Origin of the sequence: Allobosea rubneri (assembly GCF_032464875.1) — a bacterium.
Taxonomy (GTDB): Bacteria; Pseudomonadota; Alphaproteobacteria; order Rhizobiales; family Beijerinckiaceae; genus Allobosea; species Allobosea rubneri.
The window spans coordinates 1-17,944 of record NZ_JAWDID010000037.1 but is presented as its reverse complement, the minus strand read 5'-3'; the positions used below and the strand labels follow the sequence as shown (position 1 = coordinate 17,944).

The window sequence follows — 17,944 nt, the reverse complement described above, 5'->3', positions numbered from 1 at the left end:
CATTCTGAACCATCGCGCCGTGGACAATCCGCTGGAGCTGCTCCACGGCGCGATGATGTCCTTTCGCGGGCCTGCGGCGCCGTGACAATTCCTGCTGGAAGCGCAGGAAACTAAGGAAAATACCGCTCCGGCGCCTCGGCTATCCTCGATGCGCGACCAGATGGTCGCGTGGCCGGGGGATTTTCGCGATGGCGCAGGACGAGATTGTGCAGGGCATTGGCCGCCGAGGCTTCCTGAAAGGCACAGCCGCGCTGGCGGCGAGTGCCGTCGGCGGCTTCGCCTGCGTCGAGATCGCCAGCGCCGCCCCGATCGAGGTGCCGACCGTCGACAAGCTCGTCATGCGGGTGCTGATCGATTCCGCCCATGACCAGTTCCTCAAGCCTGCGACCGTGCAGGGCGTGCTGCACCAGCCGCCCGGCTCCGGGCGCGGCGCCGATTACCGCCAGGTCCTGCACAACCAGTGGGGGCTCTCGCTCTTCCTGGAATCGCAGCGCGAGGCCGAGGCGCGCGCCATCCTGCTCGATTTCGGCTACAGCCCGGATGCCCTGCTCAACAATATCGGCATCCTCAAGGTCGATCCCAGCAAGGTCGACGCCCTGATCGTCAGCCATGGCCATCACGACCATTATGGCGGCCTCAACGGCTTCCTCGCGAAGTATCGCAGCACGCTCGCCCCCGATCTCAAGCTCTATGCCGGCGGCGAGGATAATTTCTGCCATCGCGTCAGCCCGACGGGAGCGCAGGGCCAGTTCACCGATTTCGGCCAGCTCGACCGGCGCGAGCTGGCGGCCCAGAAGGTCGCGACCGTGCTCTGCGAGACGCCGACCGTCGTCGCCGGCCACGCCTTCACCACCGGCCAGATCAAGCGTCGCTCGATCGAGCACATCCTGCCCAACACCTTCGTCGAGCGCGGCATCAAGGACGGCCTCGGCTGCGATGCCGGTCATTACAGCGCCGCCGAGCTCGCGGGCAAGCCGATCCCCGACGAGCATGTCCACGAGCACGCGACCTGCTTCAACATCAAGGGCAAGGGGCTGGTGGTGATCAGCTCCTGCGGCCATGTCGGCATCGTCAATTCGGTGCGCCAGGCTCAGGAGGTCTCCGGCGTCGATAAGGTCCATGCCGTCGTCGGCGGCTTCCATCTTGGCCCGGCGCCGAAGGACTATCTCCAGCAGGTCGTGGCCGAGATCCGCAAACTGCAGCCGGATGTCGTCATCCCCATGCATTGCAGCGGCCTCAACTTCGCGCTCGAGGCGCAGGCGCAGATGCCGGAGAACGTCATCGTGCCGACGACCGGCAGCCGGCTGACCTTCGGAGCCTGACCAGATGGCAGGCACGGCCTTTCCGGCGCAGCGGCAACTGGTGCGGCTGGCTTTTCTGGCGGCCATGCTGGCCGCCTTCGCCTTCCTGTCGGCCGTGATCTGGGCCGGTGCGCTGAGGGCGGATGCAGGCGCCCAGCGCCGCTCGGCGGCCGAGCTGATGGACGTACTGATGTGGAATCGCGAGCCGGTCGGCGGCGCGTTCTCGCTCACCGACCATACCGGCGCGCGACGAAGCGACGCCGATTTTCGCGGCAAGCTGGCGCTGGTCTATTTCGGCTTCAGCTATTGCCCCGACATCTGCCCGACCGATCTGCAGGAGATCTCGCGGGCGATCACCCTGCTTGGCCGCCAGGGCGAGGCGATCCAGCCGGTGTTCATCACGCTCGATCCGGAGCGCGACACGGCAGAGCACCTCGCCGGCTATGTCGAGCTCTTCCATCCGCGGCTGGTCGGGCTGACCGGCAGTGCCGGGGAGATCCGGCAGGCCGCGGATGCCTACAAGGTCTTCTACGAGAAAGTCGCGACCGATGGCGGCTACACCGTCGACCACAGCGCCTATGTCTATCTGATGGATCGCGATGGGCGCTATCTCGGCTTCTTTCCGCCCAACACCTCGGCGGAACGCATGCTGACGATCATCAAGCCGCATCTTCCGGCATCGTGACGGCGAGCGCGCGAGCGGCCACGCGGATTTGTTGAGCGCGCGATCTGAGGGTATGGGAGGCGGGACCAGGCACAAGAACGGTGCCGGACGATCTTGCAAAGACCCAGACGAAGGCCCGACACGATGACCGACACCCTGCCCGACCGGCTCTCCTCCAACCCGAACAGCCCCTACTACAACGAGGAGCTGCTCGCGCGCGACATCGGCGTGCGCTTCAAGGGCGTCGAGAAGAACAATGTCGAGGAATATTGCATCAGCGAGGGCTGGGTGCGCCTCACCGCCGGCAACGCCAAGGACCGCCACGGCAACCCGATGACGGTCAAGCTCAAGGGCGAGGTCGAGCCCTATTTCCGCAAGGCCGAGTAAGCCACGGCCTCAGCGCGCACGCACCAGGGCGCCGGCGAAAGCCGCCAGCGCCAGCACCGCAAAGCCGGCGCGCCAGGCATGCAGCGCCCCCCAGCGCTCGATCAGGCCCCGGCTCACCGCGCCCGCCTGATCGAACGAGGACGCCAGCAGCGCCTCGTTGACGGGCGCGACCACGATCAGCGTGAAGGGCAGGTTGGCCAGCATCAGCGCCGCGCCAATCAGCCAGAGCGGGTCGCGGCGCCGCCAGAAGGCCAGGCCTCCCGCGACGGCCGCCAGCACCGCAAGGCTCGCCTGCATCCGCGCCGCGCGCGGATAGCTCTCCTGCCAGTGCCGCAGCAGCGGGGCGTCGTCGAGCATGAGTCGCGCCGGCTGCTCGGCGACCAGGATGTAGACGGCCGCTCCCGCGAACAATGTCGCCAATGTCAGGGCCGAAAGGCCGGCAAGGCTGTTTGGAGAGTTGTCTGCATGGGCGGGGGAAACGGTCTGTGCCATCGCCGTCACTCCAATGAACAGCATGCTATATATCATTGCATAGCATGCTGTTCAATTCCATTCTGGGTCGGCAATGGCCGCCCGATGACCTCCTTCAAGACCAGATCCGCCGGCTACCTCGCCAATCATGTCGCCCGGCTGTTCGCACGCGAGCTCGCCGAAGCGGTGCGTCCGCTCGGCCTCGCCCCGGCCCAGTTCATGACGCTGCTCGAGCTCTGGCGGCAGGACGGCCTGACCCAGAAGGATCTGGTCGCGCGGCTCGATGTCGAGCAGGCGACGATGGCGGCAACGCTGGCGCGGATGGAGCGCGACGGGTTGATCGAGCGCCGGCCCGACCAGTCCGACGCCCGGGCCCGCCGAATCCAGCTCACGACGCGGGCCCGTTCGCTGGAGGAGCCGGCTCTCGCCGCCGCCAGGTCAGTCAATGCGCGGGCGCTCGCCGGTTTCTCCGAGGCCGAACGCGACGCCTTTCTGGCCGGCTTGCGCCGTGTCGTCGGCGCGCTGTCGCGGACCGCCGAGCTCGATCAGCCCAGCGATTTGTAGAAGAAGGTCGAGCCGCAATCGCGGCCGTCCGGCATCAGCGCGTAACGCGGGATGGTGCCGATCTCGGTCCAGCCCAGCCGGTTGTAGAGGCGCCGCGCCGCACCGGCCTCGTCGGTGTCGAGCACCAGGAGGTCGCGGCCCATGGCGAGCGCCGCCGCCTCGGCCTCCCGCATCAGCGCCTCGCCGATGCCGCGGCGGCGCGCCGTCGAATGCACCAGCACCTTGGCGATCTCGGCCCGGTGCGGCTGGTTCGGCTTGCCGACCGGATGCAGCTGCGCCGTGCCGACGATGCCTTCGGGGCCGCGCGCGACGAAGAGCACGACATCGCCGGCGCGGACCTGCTCGACGATGCCCAGCCAGAAGCGCTCGAAATCGACCGATGTGCTGAAATCCATGAAGCCGACCGAGGCGCCATTGGCGACCGCATCCCGCAGGATCTCGGTCAGCGCCGGGACGGCCGCTTCGGCCCCCGCACCGTCCAGCCTCTCGATCGCAATTCCGCGTTGTTTCGACATCGTTTCCTCCGGCAGTCATGCCCGAACGGCACGAAATCCACCAAGCAAGATTTATTCCACTATAATGGACAGGCGCCATTGCAAAGCGCCTTTCCTGGCGGCGCGGCAGCGCGCGCGGCGCCCGCAGGCCCGGCCCTAGCCTTGCCTGCAAGGTCATCATGGCGTGGCCGCTGCAATCCCTCGCGCAAACCCTTGGCGCCAAGGGCTTACGCTGCTATCTGCGGCCGATGAGCACCCGCAGCTTCGACAACATCCGCAACTTCTCGATCGTGGCCCATATCGACCACGGCAAGTCGACCCTTGCCGACCGGCTGATCCAGCAGACCGGCACGGTCGCTGCACGCGATATGAGCGAGCAGATTCTCGATACGATGGATATCGAGAAGGAGCGCGGCATCACCATCAAGGCGCAGACCGTCCGGCTCGACTACAAGGCCAAGGACGGCAAGGACTACATCCTGAACCTGATGGACACCCCCGGCCACGTCGACTTCGCCTATGAGGTCTCGCGTTCGCTGGCGGCCTGCGAGGGTTCGCTCCTCGTCGTCGACGCCTCGCAGGGCGTCGAGGCGCAGACGCTGGCGAACGTCTATCAGGCGCTAGACGCCAACCATGAGATCGTCACCGTCCTCAACAAGATCGACCTGCCGGCGGCCGAGCCCGAGCGGATCAAGCAGCAGATCGAGGACGTGATCGGCCTCGACGCCTCCGAGGCGGTGCCGATCTCGGCCAAGACCGGCCTCAACATCGAGGGCGTGCTCGAAGCCATCGTCCAGAAGCTGCCGGCGCCGAAGGGCGATCTCGAAGCGCCGCTCAAGGCGATGCTGGTCGACAGCTGGTACGACGCCTATCTCGGCGTCGTCGTGCTGGTGCGCATCATCGACGGCGTGCTCAAGAAGAACATGACGATCCGCATGATGCGGGCGAACGCCTCCTATGGCGTCGATCGCGTGGGCGTGTTCAAGCCCAAGATGACCGAGGTCAAGGAGCTCGGGCCCGGCGAGGTCGGCTTCTTCACCGCCTCGATCAAGGAAGTCGCCGACACCGCCGTCGGCGACACCATCACCGACGACAAGAAGCCGATCGCCGAGCCGCTGCCGGGCTTCAAGCCGGTGCAGCCGGTGGTGTTCTGCGGCATCTTCCCGGTCGACGCCGCCGATTTCGAAGTGCTGCGCGGGGCGATGTCGAAGCTGCGCCTGAACGATGCCTCGTTCTCCTATGAGATGGAGACCTCGGCGGCGCTCGGCTTCGGCTTCCGCTGCGGCTTCCTTGGGCTCCTGCACCTGGAGATCATCCAGGAGCGGCTCGAGCGCGAGTTCAACCTCAACCTGATCTCGACCGCGCCTTCGGTCGTCTACCATCTCAAGCTGCGCGACGGCACCACGCTGGAGCTGCACAACCCGGCCGACATGCCGGATGTGATGAAGATCGAGGCGATCGAGGAGCCCTGGATCCGGGCGACGATCTTCACCCCGGACGAGTATCTCGGCTCGGTGCTGAAGCTCTGCCAGGACCGGCGCGGCCTGCAGATCGACCTCGGCTATGTCGGCACCCGCGCCAAGGTGGTCTACGACCTGCCGCTGAACGAGGTGGTGTTCGATTTCTACGACCGGCTGAAGTCGATCTCGAAGGGCTATGCCTCCTTCGACTACGCCATCACCGATTATCGCGAGGGCGACCTCGTGCGCATGTCGATTCTGGTCAATGCCGAGCCGGTCGACGCGCTCTCGATGCTGGTGCACCGCACCCGCGCCGAAGCCCGCGGCCGCGCCATGTGCGAGAAGCTCAAGGAGCTGATCCCACCGCACATGTTCCAGATTCCGGTGCAGGCCGCGATCGGCGGCAAGATCATCGCCCGTGAGACGATCCGGGCGCTGCGCAAGGACGTGACCGCGAAGTGCTATGGCGGCGACGCCTCGCGCAAGCGCAAGCTCCTCGACAAGCAGAAGGAAGGCAAGAAGAAGATGCGGCAGTTCGGCAAGGTCGAAATTCCGCAGGAAGCCTTCATCGCCGCCCTGAAGATGGACGACTGATCTTTCGGTCCGCGCCTCGGCGCGGCCTGGAACCATCATCGCCCCACGACGTTGATTTCGGCCCTTTGGAAGGGAGGACAGCATCGTGGACAGACGCTCTTTCCTCGCCAGCCTGATCGGCGGCCTGGCAGCGGCGAGCTTCGCCTCTTCAGGCAGCTTCGCCTCGGCAGCTCTGGCGGCACAGCCGCAGGCGACACCTCAGGCCGATCGCCGCCGCCCTGAAGGCGCGCCCGAAGTCGACACGAAGGCCCTCGACAAGGCCGACGCCGACTACACCCAGTACTATTATTACGGGCCGCGTCGCCGCTATTGGCGCCGGCGCTATTACGGGCCGCGATTCTACGGGCCACGCTATTATTACGGCCCGCGCTACTACCGGCCGTATCCCTATTACCGGCCCTATGGCTATCGGCCTTATCGGCGCTATTGGGGCCCGCGCTACTACTGGTAGACGGCCGATCCGAGGCCGAGCGTTCGCGCCGCGCAGGAGCCAGTCCTGCGCGGCATAAGCTGCCTTGGCCTCAGAGCGCGGCGCCGAGCGCGCGCAATTCGCCCCGAAGATCGATCGGCTCGCGGAAATGCACCGCCCGCATGCCGACCGAACGGGCGCCCAGCACGTTCTTCTCGCTGTCGTCGATGAAGATGCAGTCCGAAGCGTCGAGCCCGTAGCGCTCGGTCAGCACGCGGTAGATCGCGGGATCGGGCTTGAGCAGCCGTTCATGGGCGGAGACGATCGCGCCGTCGAAGCTGCGCAGGAAGGGGAAGCGGACCAGGCATTCAGCCCATTTCTCGCGCGAGAAATTGGTGATCGCGTAGACCTTCTCGCCCTGGCTCTTGAGTTCTTCGAGCACCGCGACGCTGTCGTCGATCACGCCCGGCACGGTCTCGTGCCAGCGCTCGTCGAAGGCCCTGATCTCGCGCTCCCATTCCGGATGCTCGGCGACGAGGATGGCGACGGCATCCGTCCAGGACCGGCCGCGATCCTGCTCGATGTTCCAGGCGGCCGTGCAGACATTCTGCAGGAACCAGTCGCGCCTGGCGTCGTCCGGTATCAGGTCGCGGTAGAGATGGAACGGATCCCAACGCAGCAGGACGTTGCCGACATCGAAAACCACTACGGGACTACGCGACATCGAGCTCCTCCGATCCGGCACCGGCGATTCGCCGCCGCAGCCTTGCGCCCGGATCGAATCGCAAAGCACGGCGTTAGGGAAGCCGAATCCGCGCGCCACGGGCTGCCCATCCTCACGCCGGCTCACGTGCTTGTGCGCCAAGGTGCATGACGCCCAAGGCGAATCTGGCGTATCCGGGGTGGCGACCGGGACGAAGGGAGCGAGGATGGCTTTGGTGGACGAAAGCTACTGGCCGTGGACCGACCGCAAGGGGCGCTTCGACGCGCTCCGCGCCGGCTGCTTCGCGCTGCTGCTGATGCCGGCCGCTTACCTCGCCTATCAGGCCTTCGCCCATCAGCTCGGCTCGAAGCCCTGGACGCAGGCAGTGCACGACACCGGCACCTGGAGCCTGCGCATCCTCGTCATCACCCTCGCGGTGACGCCGCTGCGGCGCATCCTCGACTGGAACCGGCTGATCGGCATCCGCCGCATGCTCGGCCTCTCGGCCCTCGCCTACGCGCTCGGGCACCTGACGCTCTACTGCATCGACCTCGGCTTCGACTGGGGGCTGATCGCCTCCGAGATCGTCAAGCGCTTCTATCTCATCGTCGGCATCATGGCGCTGATCGGCCTCGTCGCACTCGGGACGACCTCGACCGACGGCATGATCCGCAGGCTCGGCTCGGCGCGCTGGCAGCAGTTGCACAGGCTGGTCTATCCGATAGCCATGCTCGGCCTGTTCCATTTCGCCTTGCAATCGAAGATCGACGTGACCCAGCCGGTGCTGCTCGCCGGGCTCTTCGCCCTGCTGATGGCCTATCGCGGCCTGAATCGCCTGGGTATTCCGCTGAGCTTCGCCTCGCTCGCCCTGACCGCGCTCGGGACCGGTCTCGCGACCGCGCTGGCCGAGACCGCCTGGTACGCCTTCGCGACCGGCGCCTCGGCCTGGCTGATCTTCCAGGCCAATGCCGACATCATCGTCTACCAGGACTGGACGGCGCTGCGCCCCGGCCATTGGGTGGCGCTCGTCGGCCTTTGCCTGGCGCTGCTGCATCTCTGGCGCAAGCCCGCACAGCGGCCGGCGCGGCGCGAGCGTCGTCCCGCGCAGCCGGTCTCCACGGCCGCGCCGGGCTGACGCTTCAGCCCTCGCCGCGAGCCAGTTCCAGCAGCGTCTCGAGCAGGACGCGGATCGCGATGCCGGCGTCGAGCTCGGTCATGTTCTCCAGCGGCGAATGGCTGATGCCCTTCTCGCAGCGCACGAACAGCATCGCCGCCGGGCAGAAGGCCGCGATCGCCATCGCGTCATGGCCGGCGCCGGAAGGCAGGCGCCGCGCCGAGAGGTTCGAGCCGGTCCGGGCGATGCCGGTGGCAAAAGCCTCCTGCAGGCCCTCATCCATCGGCACGGCTTTCGACTGGGAATAAGGCGTGATCTCGAGGCGAACACCACGGCGCGCGGCAATCTCGCCGAAACGCGTCTGAATGGCGGCGTCCATGCTCGCAACGGTCTGGTTGGCCGGGGCACGGAAATCGATGGTGAAATCGACGGCACCGGGCACGACATTGGTCGCGCCGGGGTCAGGCCGGAAGACGCCGACGGTGCCGAGCGCCTGGTCATGGCCGCGGGCGATCTCCTCCAGCGCCAGCGCCATCTCGGCGGCGGCGGCGAGCGCATCCTTGCGCAGTGCCATCGGCACGGTGCCGGCATGGCCGGCCTCGCCGGTGACCCGGACGCGGGCGCGCTTCTGCGCGGCGATGGCGGTGACGATGCCGACCGCCTCGCCGGACGCCTCCAGCACCGGCCCCTGCTCGATATGGACCTCGAGATAGGCTTTGAGCGAACCCGGCTTGCGGGCGAGGCCGGCAATGCCGGCCGGGTCGCCGCCGAACTTCACGAGAGCGTCGCGCAACTTCACCCCGTCGGCGTCGGTGCCGTCGAGCCAGTCCGGCCGGTACTCGCCGATCAGGGCGTGCGAGGTCGAAAGATCGGTCGGGAACCGCACGGTCTCCTCATCGCCGAAGGCGACGACCTCGAGCGCAAAGGGCAGGACGATGCCGGCATCGCGCAGGGCCTGCGCCGCCAGAATGCCGGCGACGACGCCGAGATTGCCGTCGAAGCGGCCACCATCCTTGACCGTGTCGATATGCGAGCCGATCAGCACCGCCGGCAGGCCGGGCGTCGCGCCTTCGCGCCGGCCCTGCACCGAGCCGGCAGCGTCGATGAAGGCGGTGAGGCCCGCGACCTCCATCGCGCCCTTGGTCCACTCCGCCGCCTGGCGATGCGCCGGCGACAGATAGAGCCTGGTCAGCTTGCCCGGCTCGTCGGTGAAGCGGTTGAGGCCGGCGAGCGCCGCGAAGGCGCGTGCGCCGAGCACGGCGGCGGAAGGAAGGGTCGCGGTCATGGGGCCATACTAAGAGGGGCGCCGGCCGGGTGGCCAGCGCCGTTTGCGTTGCGGAAGGAGGTGCGGCTGAGACCCTACTCAGTAGGTGGCGCGACCGCCGGAGAGGTCGAAGACGCCGCCGGTGGTGAAGCTGTTCTCGGCAGAAGCGAGGAAGGCGACCATGGCGGCGACCTCGTCGACCTGGAGGAAGCGGCCGCGCGGGATCTTCGAGAGCATGTAGTCGATATGCTCCTGGGTGATCTGGTCGAAGATGCGGGTCTTGGCCGCGGCGGGGGTGATGCAGTTCACCGCGATGTCCTGCGTCGCCAGCTCCTTGCCGAGCGACTTGGTCAGCGCGATCACCGCTGCCTTCGAGGCGGAATAGGCGGAGGCGGTCGGATTGCCCTCCTTGCCGGCGATCGAGGCGACGAGCACCAGCCGGCCGTAATTGCGCTTGATCATGCCGGGGACCACGGCCTGGCAGCAATGCAGCGTGCCATCGACATTGAGCCGCATCACCTTGGCCCATTCGTCGAGCGGGTATTCCCAGGTCTTGCGGTTGGGACCGGCGATGCCGGCGCTGGTGACGAGGATGTCGACGCTGCCGAGCCGCTTCTCGAGCTCGGCGGCGGCCTCGTTCACGGCCGCGGCGTCGGTGACGTCGATGCCGAGCCCGCTGGCCTCACCGCCGATCGCGGCGGCCGCCTCCTTGGCGAGCTTGCCGTCCAGATCCCAGATCGCGACCTTGGCGCCGCTCTTGGCGAAACGCTCGGCGACGGCGCGGCCAATGCCCTGCGCGCCGCCGGTGACGATGGCAACCCGGCCGTTCAAATCGATTTGATTCATGAAAACAACGCCCCTCCCTGATGAAGCCGGGGCAATCTAACGCAAAGCCGGCGGGCGCGAAGGCCTGTTTTCAAGGGGAGAGGGTTGCAGTCGCGCAATGCCAGCGGCTCAGCCGGCATTGCGGAAGGCAGCCGGGCTGAACAGCGTGCGCAGGAGGATGCCGAGGTCGAGCCAGAAAGACCAGTTGTCGATGTACCAATGGTCGTAGGCGATGCGGCGCGCCATCTTCTCGTCCGTGTCGGTCTCGCCGCGCAGGCCGTTGACCTGCGCCCAGCCGGTGATGCCCGGCTTGACGTTGTGGCGGCGGGCATAGAGCGCGATCTTGCGCTGGTATTCGCGATCATGGGCGAGCGCGTGCGGGCGCGGGCCGACCAGCGACATCTGCCCGGCGATGACGTTGATCAGCTGCGGCAGCTCGTCGAGATTGTAGCGGCGCAGGAAGCGGCCGACCCGGGTGATGCGCGGATCGCCGCGCGTCGCCTGGCGGATCACGGCGCCGTCGTCGGTGGTGGTCATCGTCCGGAACTTGAAGATCCGGAACGGCTCCTGGTTGAAGCCGAAGCGCCGCTGCAGGAACAGCACCGGCCCCTTCGAATCGAGCCTGACCGCCAGCGCGATCAGGAGCAACAACGGCAGGCTCGCGACCAGGATGGCGCTGGCGGCGCAGATGTCGAAGATGCGCTTGAACGTGACCTGGGCGAAGGTGAGCGCCGGCCGCGTCAGGCGCAGCGAGGCGAGCGAGCCGACGCGCACGATGTGCGGGTTCTCGAAGCGGTCCATGATGCGCTCGGGCGTCATGTGGATGGCGACCGGCAGGTTCATGAAGGCGTCGACGCAGGCATCGATCGTCTCCTGGTCGGACCAGGGCAACGCGATGAAGACCGCATCGGGCTTGAGGTCGCGCGCCCGTGCCGAGGCCGTGGCGAGGTCGGCCGCCAGGGCCGCTGCGGGATCGTTGATGCGGCGTGCATCGTTGCTGCGCAGGAAGGCGACGTCGACGATGGAGAAGCCGATATTCCAGGGCTGATGGCGCGAGACGAAGGACATCACCTCGCTCTCGCGGCCGATCAGGAACACCCTTTCCGAGGTGATCCGGCCGGTCTTGCTCGCCATCGACACCGCCCGCACGATCGCCGAGCGGGCGAGGGCGACGAGGGGGATGCCGGCGAAATAGGTCGCGATCACCACAGCGCGCGAATACTGGTCGACGATCTTGGCGAGGAAGACGAAGGCGATGAAGGCGACCATCGCCATGTTCCAGACGGTGAAGGCCGAAGCGATCTGGCCCTTGGTCGAGAGGTAATTGGCGAGCTGGTAGCGGCCGCGCAGCGCGTTGATGAAGACGAAGATCGCCGCGATCATCGAGGCGAGCTTGAGCGTGATCTTGTCGTTGCCGAAATCGCCATAGGCATAGAGGTGATAGGCGAAGGAGGTGCCGACGACGATCCCGACCACCATGACGAGGTCGACGACCGCCGTGATCAGCCCGATCCAGTGGCGCAGTGAGTTGGCGCGTTCATCCGCGGCAGAGGCGGCGGCATAGTTCAGGTCGTTGACAGTCATCATCCGGCAGCTCGCTCCCGAGCGGCCCGGATCGGGACAAGTCTCCCGACCAGCGCTGCTCTGCCGGCAAGGGTGGCAAGCGCGATGCCGGCCTCCTGACGTCGAAGAAGCCCCGAAAACCTGCCGTTACGGCACGAATCCGGCATGGCCGGTCAGGAAGCCGGGGAGCGGCGTGTCATTTTTGAACACCCCAGCCCCGAACCGGAACGGGGCAGGTCCCCGGTCGATTGAAGATTCGATTTACTTTGGGAACGGGTTCGCCTTGACCGACCTTGCAAATGCCCCAAGACATGCGGCGCTGCCGTCACCATGGCGACGCATGCTTGCCCGAGCCGAAACCGCGATGAACGCCTTCTCCGCTCCCTATGCGCAGCCCCTGGTCGGGCGCATGCCCGCCATCGAGGCGCCGCGGCGAGACATCGTCGGCGTGAAGGTCGCAGCCTTGAGCCGTGATCAGGCGCTGGCGCTGATCGACCGCGCCTTCGACCAGAAGCGCCATTTGCGGCTGGCCTATTGCAATGCCCATCTCGCCAATGTCGCGGCTAACGATCCGGCCCTGCTGGCCGCCCTCGGCGGCTTCCTCGTCCTGCCCGACGGAATCGGCGTCGACGTCGCCTCGCAGCTGCTCCATGGCAGCCATTTCCCGGCCAATCTCAACGGCACCGATTTCACGCCGGCCCTGCTGGCGGCCCGGCGCGCGCCGCTGCGGGTGATGCTGCTCGGCGGCAAGCCGGGCGTCGCCGACTGTGCGGCTGAGCGGCTGCAGGCCGAGCATCCCCGGCACGATTTCAAGGTGCTCGGGCATGGCTATTTCTCGCCCGAGGAGGAGCCGGCGCTGCTGGCCCGCCTCGAGCACGAGCGCCCCGATCTCCTGCTCGTCGCCTTCGGTAACCCGCGCCAGGAGCGCTGGATCGCCGAGAAGCTGAATGCGCGCCATTGCAGCGTCGCCGCCGGGATCGGTGCCTTCTTCGATTTCCTGGCCGGCGAGGTGACGCGGGCCCCGCTCTGGATCCGCCGCCTGCGGCTGGAATGGCTCTACCGGCTCTGGCTCGAGCCCGCCCGGCTCTGGCGGCGCTATGTCGTCGGCAATCCGGTCTTCCTGATGCGCGTGCTGCGGCAACGTCTCGCGGGACGCAATCCGACGTGAGCAGCCTCAGCGTCGCGATCGCGACCCCGAGCTATTCCGGCGATTTCGAACGTTGCCGCCTGCTCTGCGCCAGCATCGACCGCTTCGTCAGCGGCCACGCGATGCATTACCTGCTGGTCGAGGACCGCGACCTCGAACTGTTCGCGCCCCTGGCCGGGCCGCGCCGACAGGTGATCCCGGAATCGGCGCTGCTGCCGCGCTGGCTCTCCTCCTGGCCCGACCCGCTCAGCCTCGGGCGCCGGCGGGTCTGGACCGGCCCCGGCGCACTCCTGCGCGGCATCCCGCCGCTGCGCGGCTGGCACGCCCAGCAACTGCGCAAGCTCGCCTTGCCGCTGAAGAGCCATGAGGACATCGTGCTCTTCGCCGATTCCGACATGATCTTCCTGCGGCCTTTCGACGTCGCCAGCCTGTCCAGGGCGGACGGCGTGCGGCTCTATCGCAAGCCCGGCGGCATCACCCGGGAGATGGAACGCCATCGCGGCTGGTGCGAGGTCGCGAGCCGCCTGCTCGGCCTGCCGGAACCGGCCTTCCCGAGCGCCGACTACATCAACAATCTGGTGAGCTGGCGCCGCGACAACGTCGTCGCGATGATCGCCCGGATCGAGCAGACCACCGAGCGCGACTGGGTCTCGGCCATCGCCGCCAACCGGCAATTCTCGGAGTACATGTTCTACGGCTATTTCGTCGAAGGCGCGCGCAGCCTCGCCGATGCCGGGCACTGGGCCGATGCACACGAACTCTGCAAGGTCTACTGGTTCGACGAGGACGTGACCGGACTTGCCGGCCTGCGCTCCTTCGAGGGCGAGCTGGGGCCGGGCCAGGTCGCGGTCGGCGTGCAGTCCTTCACCGGCGTGCCGCTCGAGCGGCTCTGGGCGCTGTTCGAGGCGCAATAGGCCGGATCGAGGCCGGTCAGCGTGCCTTGCCGAGGAGTCGATAGGTGAAGGCCGTCGAGAGCAGGTAGAGCGCGCCGAAGACGCCGTTGAGCCAGAGCGGCCAGCTGCCATCGGCGCCGTGCTGCGTCATCACCCAGGAGATCAGCGCCGCCTTGAGCGCCGCCACCGCACAGAGCAGCAGCACGCGCGAGCCGGTGCGTTCGCGGGCATAGAGCAGCTCGGCCTGGTACTCGACGAGATTGCGGAAGGCCGGCACCAGCAGCATCGGCATGAAGAGATAGGAGGCGAGGGCGACATTGTTGCCGAGCGCCCGCGGGAACAGCGTCAGCAGCAGGATGATCGCGACGAGCCCGGCGATCGAGACCGCCGCGATGGAAAGTTCAACCAGGACCTGACGGCCGGCACCGCCGCGCAGGCCGCGCTCCTGCATGATCTTCTGCACCAGCATCTGGTTGAAGCTGCGGACCGGCATGGCGGTGAGGTCGATGACGCGCATCGCGATAGCGTAGAGCCCGGCGACGCGGTCGCCGGCGAAGGCGAGCATCAGGAGCTTGTCGAGCTCGGCCTGCAGATAGAACAGGATGTCGGCGGCGCCGGCCGAGAGCGCATCGGCCATGCGGCGCGGATAGAGCGCCGGCACGAAGGCAAGGCGCACTTTCGGCATGAAGACGAGGAAGGCGAGCAGGGCCGAGAGCAGGGTCGCGCCGAGATAGGCGAACGCCCAGACGGTCAGCGTCGTCTGGCCCTGGACGTAGAACAACAGCGCCGCGAGCGTCCGCAAGGCCGAGCCGATGATGACGAGCAGGGCCGCCTCGCGAAAGCGGCGCATGCCGTTGTTGATGATCGCGACGAGTTCGACCAGGCGCCAGCCCAGCACCTCGGCGAGGATGATCAGCGCGAAGGGCAGGAGCGCGACCTTGCCGGCGAAGAGCAGCGCGTAGGCCACCCAGCCGGCGAGCAGGATCAGCGGCAGCGAAGCGAGGCCGAGTCCGGCGAAGCCGGCGAGATAGGCACCGAGCAGGCGCGGCTTGACGGTGGCGACGCGGTAGACAGGCGAGACGAAGCCGAAGGCGAGCAGGCGCGAGAGAATGACGCCCGTCGCCGAGGCGGTGGCGAAAATGCCGAACTCGCCCAGGGTCAACGTATTCGCAACGATGAGGAAGTAGACAAGGGAGATGACGAGCCGGCCGGCGGAGCCGCTCAGGATGGTGAGGTAGGCGGCGATGGAGGCGCGGTCGGGCGACATGAAGTCCGTTTCGACAGATCGGCTGGCCCGTTCCGTGCCTCAGGCAGGGCGGAGATCGCCCCGTGTCTAGCGCATACGCGTTGAGCGACCCTAAACGAAACGGGGCCATGTCCGGCCACGGAACGCAACTGCCGGGGATCGCGACATGAAAGCCATTTCGCGCAGGGACGCGCTGGGCGGGGCTGCCAGCTTCGCCGCGGCTGCCCTCGCCGGCGACGGCGCCGCCGCGGCCCCAGGCCGGGCGCCGATCCCCTATGGCTCGGCGGCACAGATCGAGACCTTTCGCGCCGATGCGCGCTACCGCGAGGCGCTGAAGCGGTATTGCGACGTGATCGTGCCGATGAACGACCTGAAATGGGAAGCGCTGCGCCATGACCGCGCCCGCTTCGACTTTTCCGGGGCGGACGAGTTGGTCGATTTCGCGCTGAAGAACGGCAAGGCGCTGCGCGGCCACGCGCTGCTCTGGGGCATGGCGCTGCCGCCCTGGGCCAAGGAAATGTCGAGCCGCGCCGAGGCGGAGCGCGAGCTGACGCGGCATATCGAGGTCGTGGTCGATCGCTACAAGGGCAAGATCGCGACCTGGGACGTGGTCAACGAGGTGATCGCTTTCGATCCCAAGCCCAGCGAGCCCTATCGCGACACGATCTGGCAACGCCTGCTCGGACCCGGCCATATCGAGATCGCCTTCCGCACCGCGGCGCGGGTCGATCCGAAGGCGCGCCTCGTGCTCAACGACTTCAATTTCGAGGAGGCGGGAGCGGGCATAGCGGCCCGCCGCAGGATCGCGCTCGATACCGTGCGCCGCCTCCAGGACAAGGGCATCCCGATCCACGGGGTCGGCATGCAGGCGCATCTCTATGCCGAGAATGCGATCGACAGCGCAGGCGTGCAGGGCTTCGTCGCCGATCTCGGCAAGCTCGGCGTCGGGGTCGAGGTCACCGAGCTCGACGTGATCGACTGGAAGCTGCCGCCCGATACCGGCGTGCGCGACCGGGCCGCCGCCAAGCTGGTCGCGACCTATCTCGAGGCCGTGGTGGCGGGCGGGCAGCCCAAGGCGATCGTCACCTGGGGGCTGACCGACCGCTACAGCTGGGTGCACGAGACCTTCCCGCGCAAGGATTCGGCCAAGGCGAGGCCCTTGCCGCTCGATGAGGATTACCGCCCCAAACCGATGATGCAGGTGCTCGAACGCTACCGAAGCGGCCGGGCCTGACCGAATGACGAGACGTCCCGGCCAGTCCGGACGGGACGTAGAGGACGATGCAGAGCGAGTGAAGCAGAGCGCAATGTTCACCACCGAGAACGCACCGGGCGACAGCGACCGGGCCGCGACGCCGCCGCCTCAGGCGGCGAGCGCGGCTCCGGCCGATGCCGGTCGGCCGTCGCTTTCGGTGCTCGCCAATCCGCTCTGGGTGCTCGGCACGCTCTGGCGCCGCAAAGGCCTGATCCTGCTCTGCGGGCTGGCGGGCCTCGTGCTGGCCTCGCTGGCGAGCCTGCTGGTCACGCCGAAATACGTCTCGACCGCCCAGCTCTTCATCGATCCGCGCGATCTGCGCGTGCTCCAGAACGAGGTCTCGCCGACCATGGTCGGCAGCGACCCGACCTCGATCACCGCCTATCTCGAAAGCCAGGCGCGGATCATCGCCTCCGACAGCATCAAGGCGCGCGTCGTCGAGAGCGAGCATCTCGACAGCGATCCGGAATTCGGCGGCTCAGCCAGCCCCGGCCTGCTCTCGCGCCTGATCGGCGGCGCGCCCAGCAAGCGCGACGGCATGCTCTACGCGCTTGCCGAGCTCGACCGGCGGGTCTCCGTGCGGCGCGGCGAGCGCACCTTCGTGATCGACATTTCGGTGACCTCGCGCGACCCCGAAAAGGCCGCCCGCCTCGCCAACGCCCTCGCCAACGCCTATCTCGAAAACCAGGCGGCGGTGCGCGACGCGGCCGCCAAGCGCGCAACCGAGTCGCTGACCGGCCGTCTCGAGGAGTTGCGCTCGCGCCTGCGCGATGCCGAGAACAAGGCCGAGCGCTTCAAGGAGGCGAACAATCTCGTCGCCGCCGGCGGCCGATCGATCAGCGAGGAGCAGCTCGCGCTCAGCAACGCCCAACTCGTCGCGGCACGGACCCGGGTGACAGAGGCCAAGGCGAAGTACGACGAGATCGCGCGGACCCGCGCCTCCTCGCTCGAGGCCGGCGCCATTCCCGAGGCGCTCGCCTCGAACACGATGACGGCGCTCCGGGCCCAGCTCGGCGCGGCGCTGAGCCGCGAGGCAGACCTCACCGCCTCGCTCGGCGCCAGGCACCCTTCGCTGTTCGCGGCGCAGTCGCAGGTGCGCGACGCCCGCCGCCAGATTGCCGAGGAACTCGGCCGGATCGCCCGCGCCGCCAGGAGCGAATACGATCGCGCGCTTGCCGCCGAACGCCAGACCGCGGCCCGCGTCGACGAGCTGAAATCCGGCCAGTTCGCCGCAGGGCGCGCCGGCGTCGAACTGCGCGAGCTCGAGCGCGAGGTCGAATCCTCGCGCGTCATCTATGAGGGCTTCCTGAAGCGTGCCCGCGAGACCGGTGAGCTTTCGGGTATCGACACCACCAATGCCCGCATCATCTCGCAGGCCATGCCGCCGCTGCAGAAATCCGGCATGTCGCGCCGGACGATCGCCCTGCTCGGCGGTATCGGCGGCTCGGGTGTCGGCGCGCTGCTGGCCTTGGCGCTCGCCCTCCTCGGCACGGTAAGGCCGGCACAGTCCGGCGCGGCCCCCGCGCCCGCCCCAGCACAGGCCGAACCGCCAGCGCAAGGCGACCGGCCGCAGGCCGGTCGCCTTGCGCT

The 17,944-nt window shown here is 67.7% G+C and carries 18 protein-coding genes; 11 read left to right on the top strand and 7 right to left on the bottom strand.

Annotation, left to right across the window (positions count from 1 at the left end; genetic code table 11):
• Positions 1-188 precede the first annotated feature (188 nt).
• From RKE40_RS20480 to RKE40_RS20470, 3 genes are all read left to right on the top strand, one after another.
• Positions 189-1,322, top strand: a complete 1,134-nt coding sequence (locus RKE40_RS20480; protein ID WP_390893469.1) for an MBL fold metallo-hydrolase — start codon at positions 189-191, stop codon at positions 1,320-1,322.
• A 4-nt stretch (positions 1,323-1,326) separates the two neighbouring features.
• The gene (locus tag RKE40_RS20475) at positions 1,327-1,986 is read left to right on the top strand and encodes an SCO family protein (protein WP_316020064.1); all 660 of its coding nucleotides are present in this window, start codon (positions 1,327-1,329) and stop codon (positions 1,984-1,986) included.
• A gap of 123 nt (positions 1,987-2,109) precedes the next feature.
• On the top strand, positions 2,110-2,352 hold the full coding sequence (locus RKE40_RS20470) for a DUF3297 family protein (RefSeq protein WP_316020063.1): 243 nt from the start codon (positions 2,110-2,112) through the stop codon (positions 2,350-2,352).
• A gap of 9 nt (positions 2,353-2,361) precedes the next feature.
• Here the strand turns inward: RKE40_RS20470 and RKE40_RS20465 are convergent, their stop codons facing one another.
• Positions 2,362-2,868, bottom strand: a complete 507-nt coding sequence (locus tag RKE40_RS20465; RefSeq protein ID WP_316020062.1) for an anthrone oxygenase family protein — start codon at positions 2,866-2,868, stop codon at positions 2,362-2,364.
• A 60-nt stretch (positions 2,869-2,928) separates the two neighbouring features.
• Between RKE40_RS20465 and RKE40_RS20460 the strand changes: the two genes are divergently transcribed.
• Positions 2,929-3,387: a MarR family winged helix-turn-helix transcriptional regulator gene (locus RKE40_RS20460; protein ID WP_316020061.1), complete on the top strand. Its 459-nt coding sequence runs from the start codon at positions 2,929-2,931 to the stop codon at positions 3,385-3,387.
• Here the strand turns inward: RKE40_RS20460 and RKE40_RS20455 are convergent.
• Positions 3,369-3,902: a GNAT family N-acetyltransferase gene (locus RKE40_RS20455; protein ID WP_316020060.1), complete on the bottom strand. Its 534-nt coding sequence runs from the start codon at positions 3,900-3,902 to the stop codon at positions 3,369-3,371. The two genes, RKE40_RS20460 and RKE40_RS20455, sit on opposite strands and share 19 nt — an antisense overlap.
• Positions 3,903-4,129: 227 nt before the next feature.
• Here RKE40_RS20455 and lepA point away from each other — a divergent pair, with 227 nt between their 5' ends.
• Together lepA and RKE40_RS20445 are read left to right on the top strand one after the other, a co-directional pair.
• Positions 4,130-5,935, top strand: a complete 1,806-nt coding sequence (gene lepA, locus RKE40_RS20450) for a translation elongation factor 4 (RefSeq protein WP_316020097.1) — start codon at positions 4,130-4,132, stop codon at positions 5,933-5,935.
• Between the two features lie 85 nt (positions 5,936-6,020).
• Complete coding sequence (locus RKE40_RS20445; RefSeq protein ID WP_316020059.1) at positions 6,021-6,386, top strand: hypothetical protein; 366 nt, start codon at positions 6,021-6,023, stop codon at positions 6,384-6,386.
• Between the two features lie 70 nt (positions 6,387-6,456).
• On the opposite strand, the gene RKE40_RS20440 is transcribed toward RKE40_RS20445, so the two are convergent.
• Positions 6,457-7,068: an HAD family hydrolase gene (locus tag RKE40_RS20440; RefSeq protein WP_316020058.1), complete on the bottom strand. Its 612-nt coding sequence runs from the start codon at positions 7,066-7,068 to the stop codon at positions 6,457-6,459.
• Positions 7,069-7,273: 205 nt separating this feature from the next.
• On the opposite strand from RKE40_RS20440, the gene RKE40_RS20435 reads away from it, so the two are divergent.
• The gene (locus RKE40_RS20435) at positions 7,274-8,182 is read left to right on the top strand and encodes a protein-methionine-sulfoxide reductase heme-binding subunit MsrQ (RefSeq protein ID WP_316020057.1); all 909 of its coding nucleotides are present in this window, start codon (positions 7,274-7,276) and stop codon (positions 8,180-8,182) included.
• Positions 8,183-8,186: 4 nt separating this feature from the next.
• Here RKE40_RS20435 and RKE40_RS20430 read toward each other — a convergent pair whose 3' ends face one another.
• The 3 genes from RKE40_RS20430 to RKE40_RS20420 form a co-directional block, all read right to left on the bottom strand.
• The gene (locus RKE40_RS20430; RefSeq protein WP_316020056.1) at positions 8,187-9,446 is read right to left on the bottom strand and encodes an allantoate amidohydrolase; all 1,260 of its coding nucleotides are present in this window, start codon (positions 9,444-9,446) and stop codon (positions 8,187-8,189) included.
• Positions 9,447-9,524: 78 nt separating this feature from the next.
• Positions 9,525-10,271 carry an SDR family NAD(P)-dependent oxidoreductase gene (locus RKE40_RS20425; protein WP_316020055.1) on the bottom strand — a complete coding sequence of 249 codons (747 nt, stop codon included), beginning with the start codon at positions 10,269-10,271 and terminating at the stop codon, positions 9,525-9,527.
• A 108-nt stretch (positions 10,272-10,379) separates the two neighbouring features.
• Positions 10,380-11,837 carry an undecaprenyl-phosphate glucose phosphotransferase gene (locus RKE40_RS20420; protein WP_316020054.1) on the bottom strand — a complete coding sequence of 486 codons (1,458 nt, stop codon included), beginning with the start codon at positions 11,835-11,837 and terminating at the stop codon, positions 10,380-10,382.
• Between the two features lie 340 nt (positions 11,838-12,177).
• Here RKE40_RS20420 and RKE40_RS20415 point away from each other — a divergent pair, with 340 nt between their 5' ends.
• Both RKE40_RS20415 and RKE40_RS20410 read left to right on the top strand, forming a co-directional pair.
• Positions 12,178-12,981, top strand: a complete 804-nt coding sequence (locus RKE40_RS20415) for a WecB/TagA/CpsF family glycosyltransferase (RefSeq protein ID WP_316020053.1) — start codon at positions 12,178-12,180, stop codon at positions 12,979-12,981.
• Positions 12,978-13,874 carry a DUF6492 family protein gene (locus RKE40_RS20410; RefSeq protein ID WP_316020052.1) on the top strand — a complete coding sequence of 299 codons (897 nt, stop codon included), beginning with the start codon at positions 12,978-12,980 and terminating at the stop codon, positions 13,872-13,874. The genes RKE40_RS20415 and RKE40_RS20410 overlap by 4 nt, the downstream gene beginning before the upstream one ends.
• 16 nt (positions 13,875-13,890) lie before the next feature.
• Here RKE40_RS20410 and RKE40_RS20405 read toward each other — a convergent pair whose 3' ends face one another.
• Positions 13,891-15,120 carry a lipopolysaccharide biosynthesis protein gene (locus tag RKE40_RS20405; protein WP_316020051.1) on the bottom strand — a complete coding sequence of 410 codons (1,230 nt, stop codon included), beginning with the start codon at positions 15,118-15,120 and terminating at the stop codon, positions 13,891-13,893.
• Positions 15,121-15,265: 145 nt separating this feature from the next.
• Between RKE40_RS20405 and RKE40_RS20400 the strand changes: the two genes are divergently transcribed.
• Both RKE40_RS20400 and RKE40_RS20395 read left to right on the top strand, forming a co-directional pair.
• The gene (locus RKE40_RS20400; protein WP_316020050.1) at positions 15,266-16,333 is read left to right on the top strand and encodes an endo-1,4-beta-xylanase; all 1,068 of its coding nucleotides are present in this window, start codon (positions 15,266-15,268) and stop codon (positions 16,331-16,333) included.
• A gap of 58 nt (positions 16,334-16,391) precedes the next feature.
• Positions 16,392-17,944 (top strand): GumC family protein (locus RKE40_RS20395; protein WP_316020049.1); only part of this gene is annotated, 1,553 nt, incomplete at its 3' end.

Coding starts and splice junctions, on each gene's coding strand:
- RKE40_RS20465 (WP_316020062.1), bottom strand. CDS start 2,868: ATGCTGTTCATTGGAGTGACGGCGATGGCACAGACCGTTTCCCCCGCC.
- RKE40_RS20435 (WP_316020057.1), top strand. CDS start 7,274: ATGGCTTTGGTGGACGAAAGCTACTGGCCGTGGACCGACCGCAAGGGG.
- RKE40_RS20400 (WP_316020050.1), top strand. CDS start 15,266: ATGAAAGCCATTTCGCGCAGGGACGCGCTGGGCGGGGCTGCCAGCTTC.
- RKE40_RS20480 (WP_390893469.1), top strand. CDS start 189: ATGGCGCAGGACGAGATTGTGCAGGGCATTGGCCGCCGAGGCTTCCTG.
- lepA (WP_316020097.1), top strand. CDS start 4,130: ATGAGCACCCGCAGCTTCGACAACATCCGCAACTTCTCGATCGTGGCC.
- RKE40_RS20420 (WP_316020054.1), bottom strand. CDS start 11,837: ATGATGACTGTCAACGACCTGAACTATGCCGCCGCCTCTGCCGCGGAT.
- RKE40_RS20415 (WP_316020053.1), top strand. CDS start 12,178: ATGAACGCCTTCTCCGCTCCCTATGCGCAGCCCCTGGTCGGGCGCATG.
- RKE40_RS20440 (WP_316020058.1), bottom strand. CDS start 7,068: ATGTCGCGTAGTCCCGTAGTGGTTTTCGATGTCGGCAACGTCCTGCTG.
- RKE40_RS20475 (WP_316020064.1), top strand. CDS start 1,327: ATGGCAGGCACGGCCTTTCCGGCGCAGCGGCAACTGGTGCGGCTGGCT.
- RKE40_RS20425 (WP_316020055.1), bottom strand. CDS start 10,271: ATGAATCAAATCGATTTGAACGGCCGGGTTGCCATCGTCACCGGCGGC.
- RKE40_RS20470 (WP_316020063.1), top strand. CDS start 2,110: ATGACCGACACCCTGCCCGACCGGCTCTCCTCCAACCCGAACAGCCCC.
- RKE40_RS20430 (WP_316020056.1), bottom strand. CDS start 9,446: ATGACCGCGACCCTTCCTTCCGCCGCCGTGCTCGGCGCACGCGCCTTC.
- RKE40_RS20455 (WP_316020060.1), bottom strand. CDS start 3,902: ATGTCGAAACAACGCGGAATTGCGATCGAGAGGCTGGACGGTGCGGGG.
- RKE40_RS20405 (WP_316020051.1), bottom strand. CDS start 15,120: ATGTCGCCCGACCGCGCCTCCATCGCCGCCTACCTCACCATCCTGAGC.
- RKE40_RS20460 (WP_316020061.1), top strand. CDS start 2,929: ATGACCTCCTTCAAGACCAGATCCGCCGGCTACCTCGCCAATCATGTC.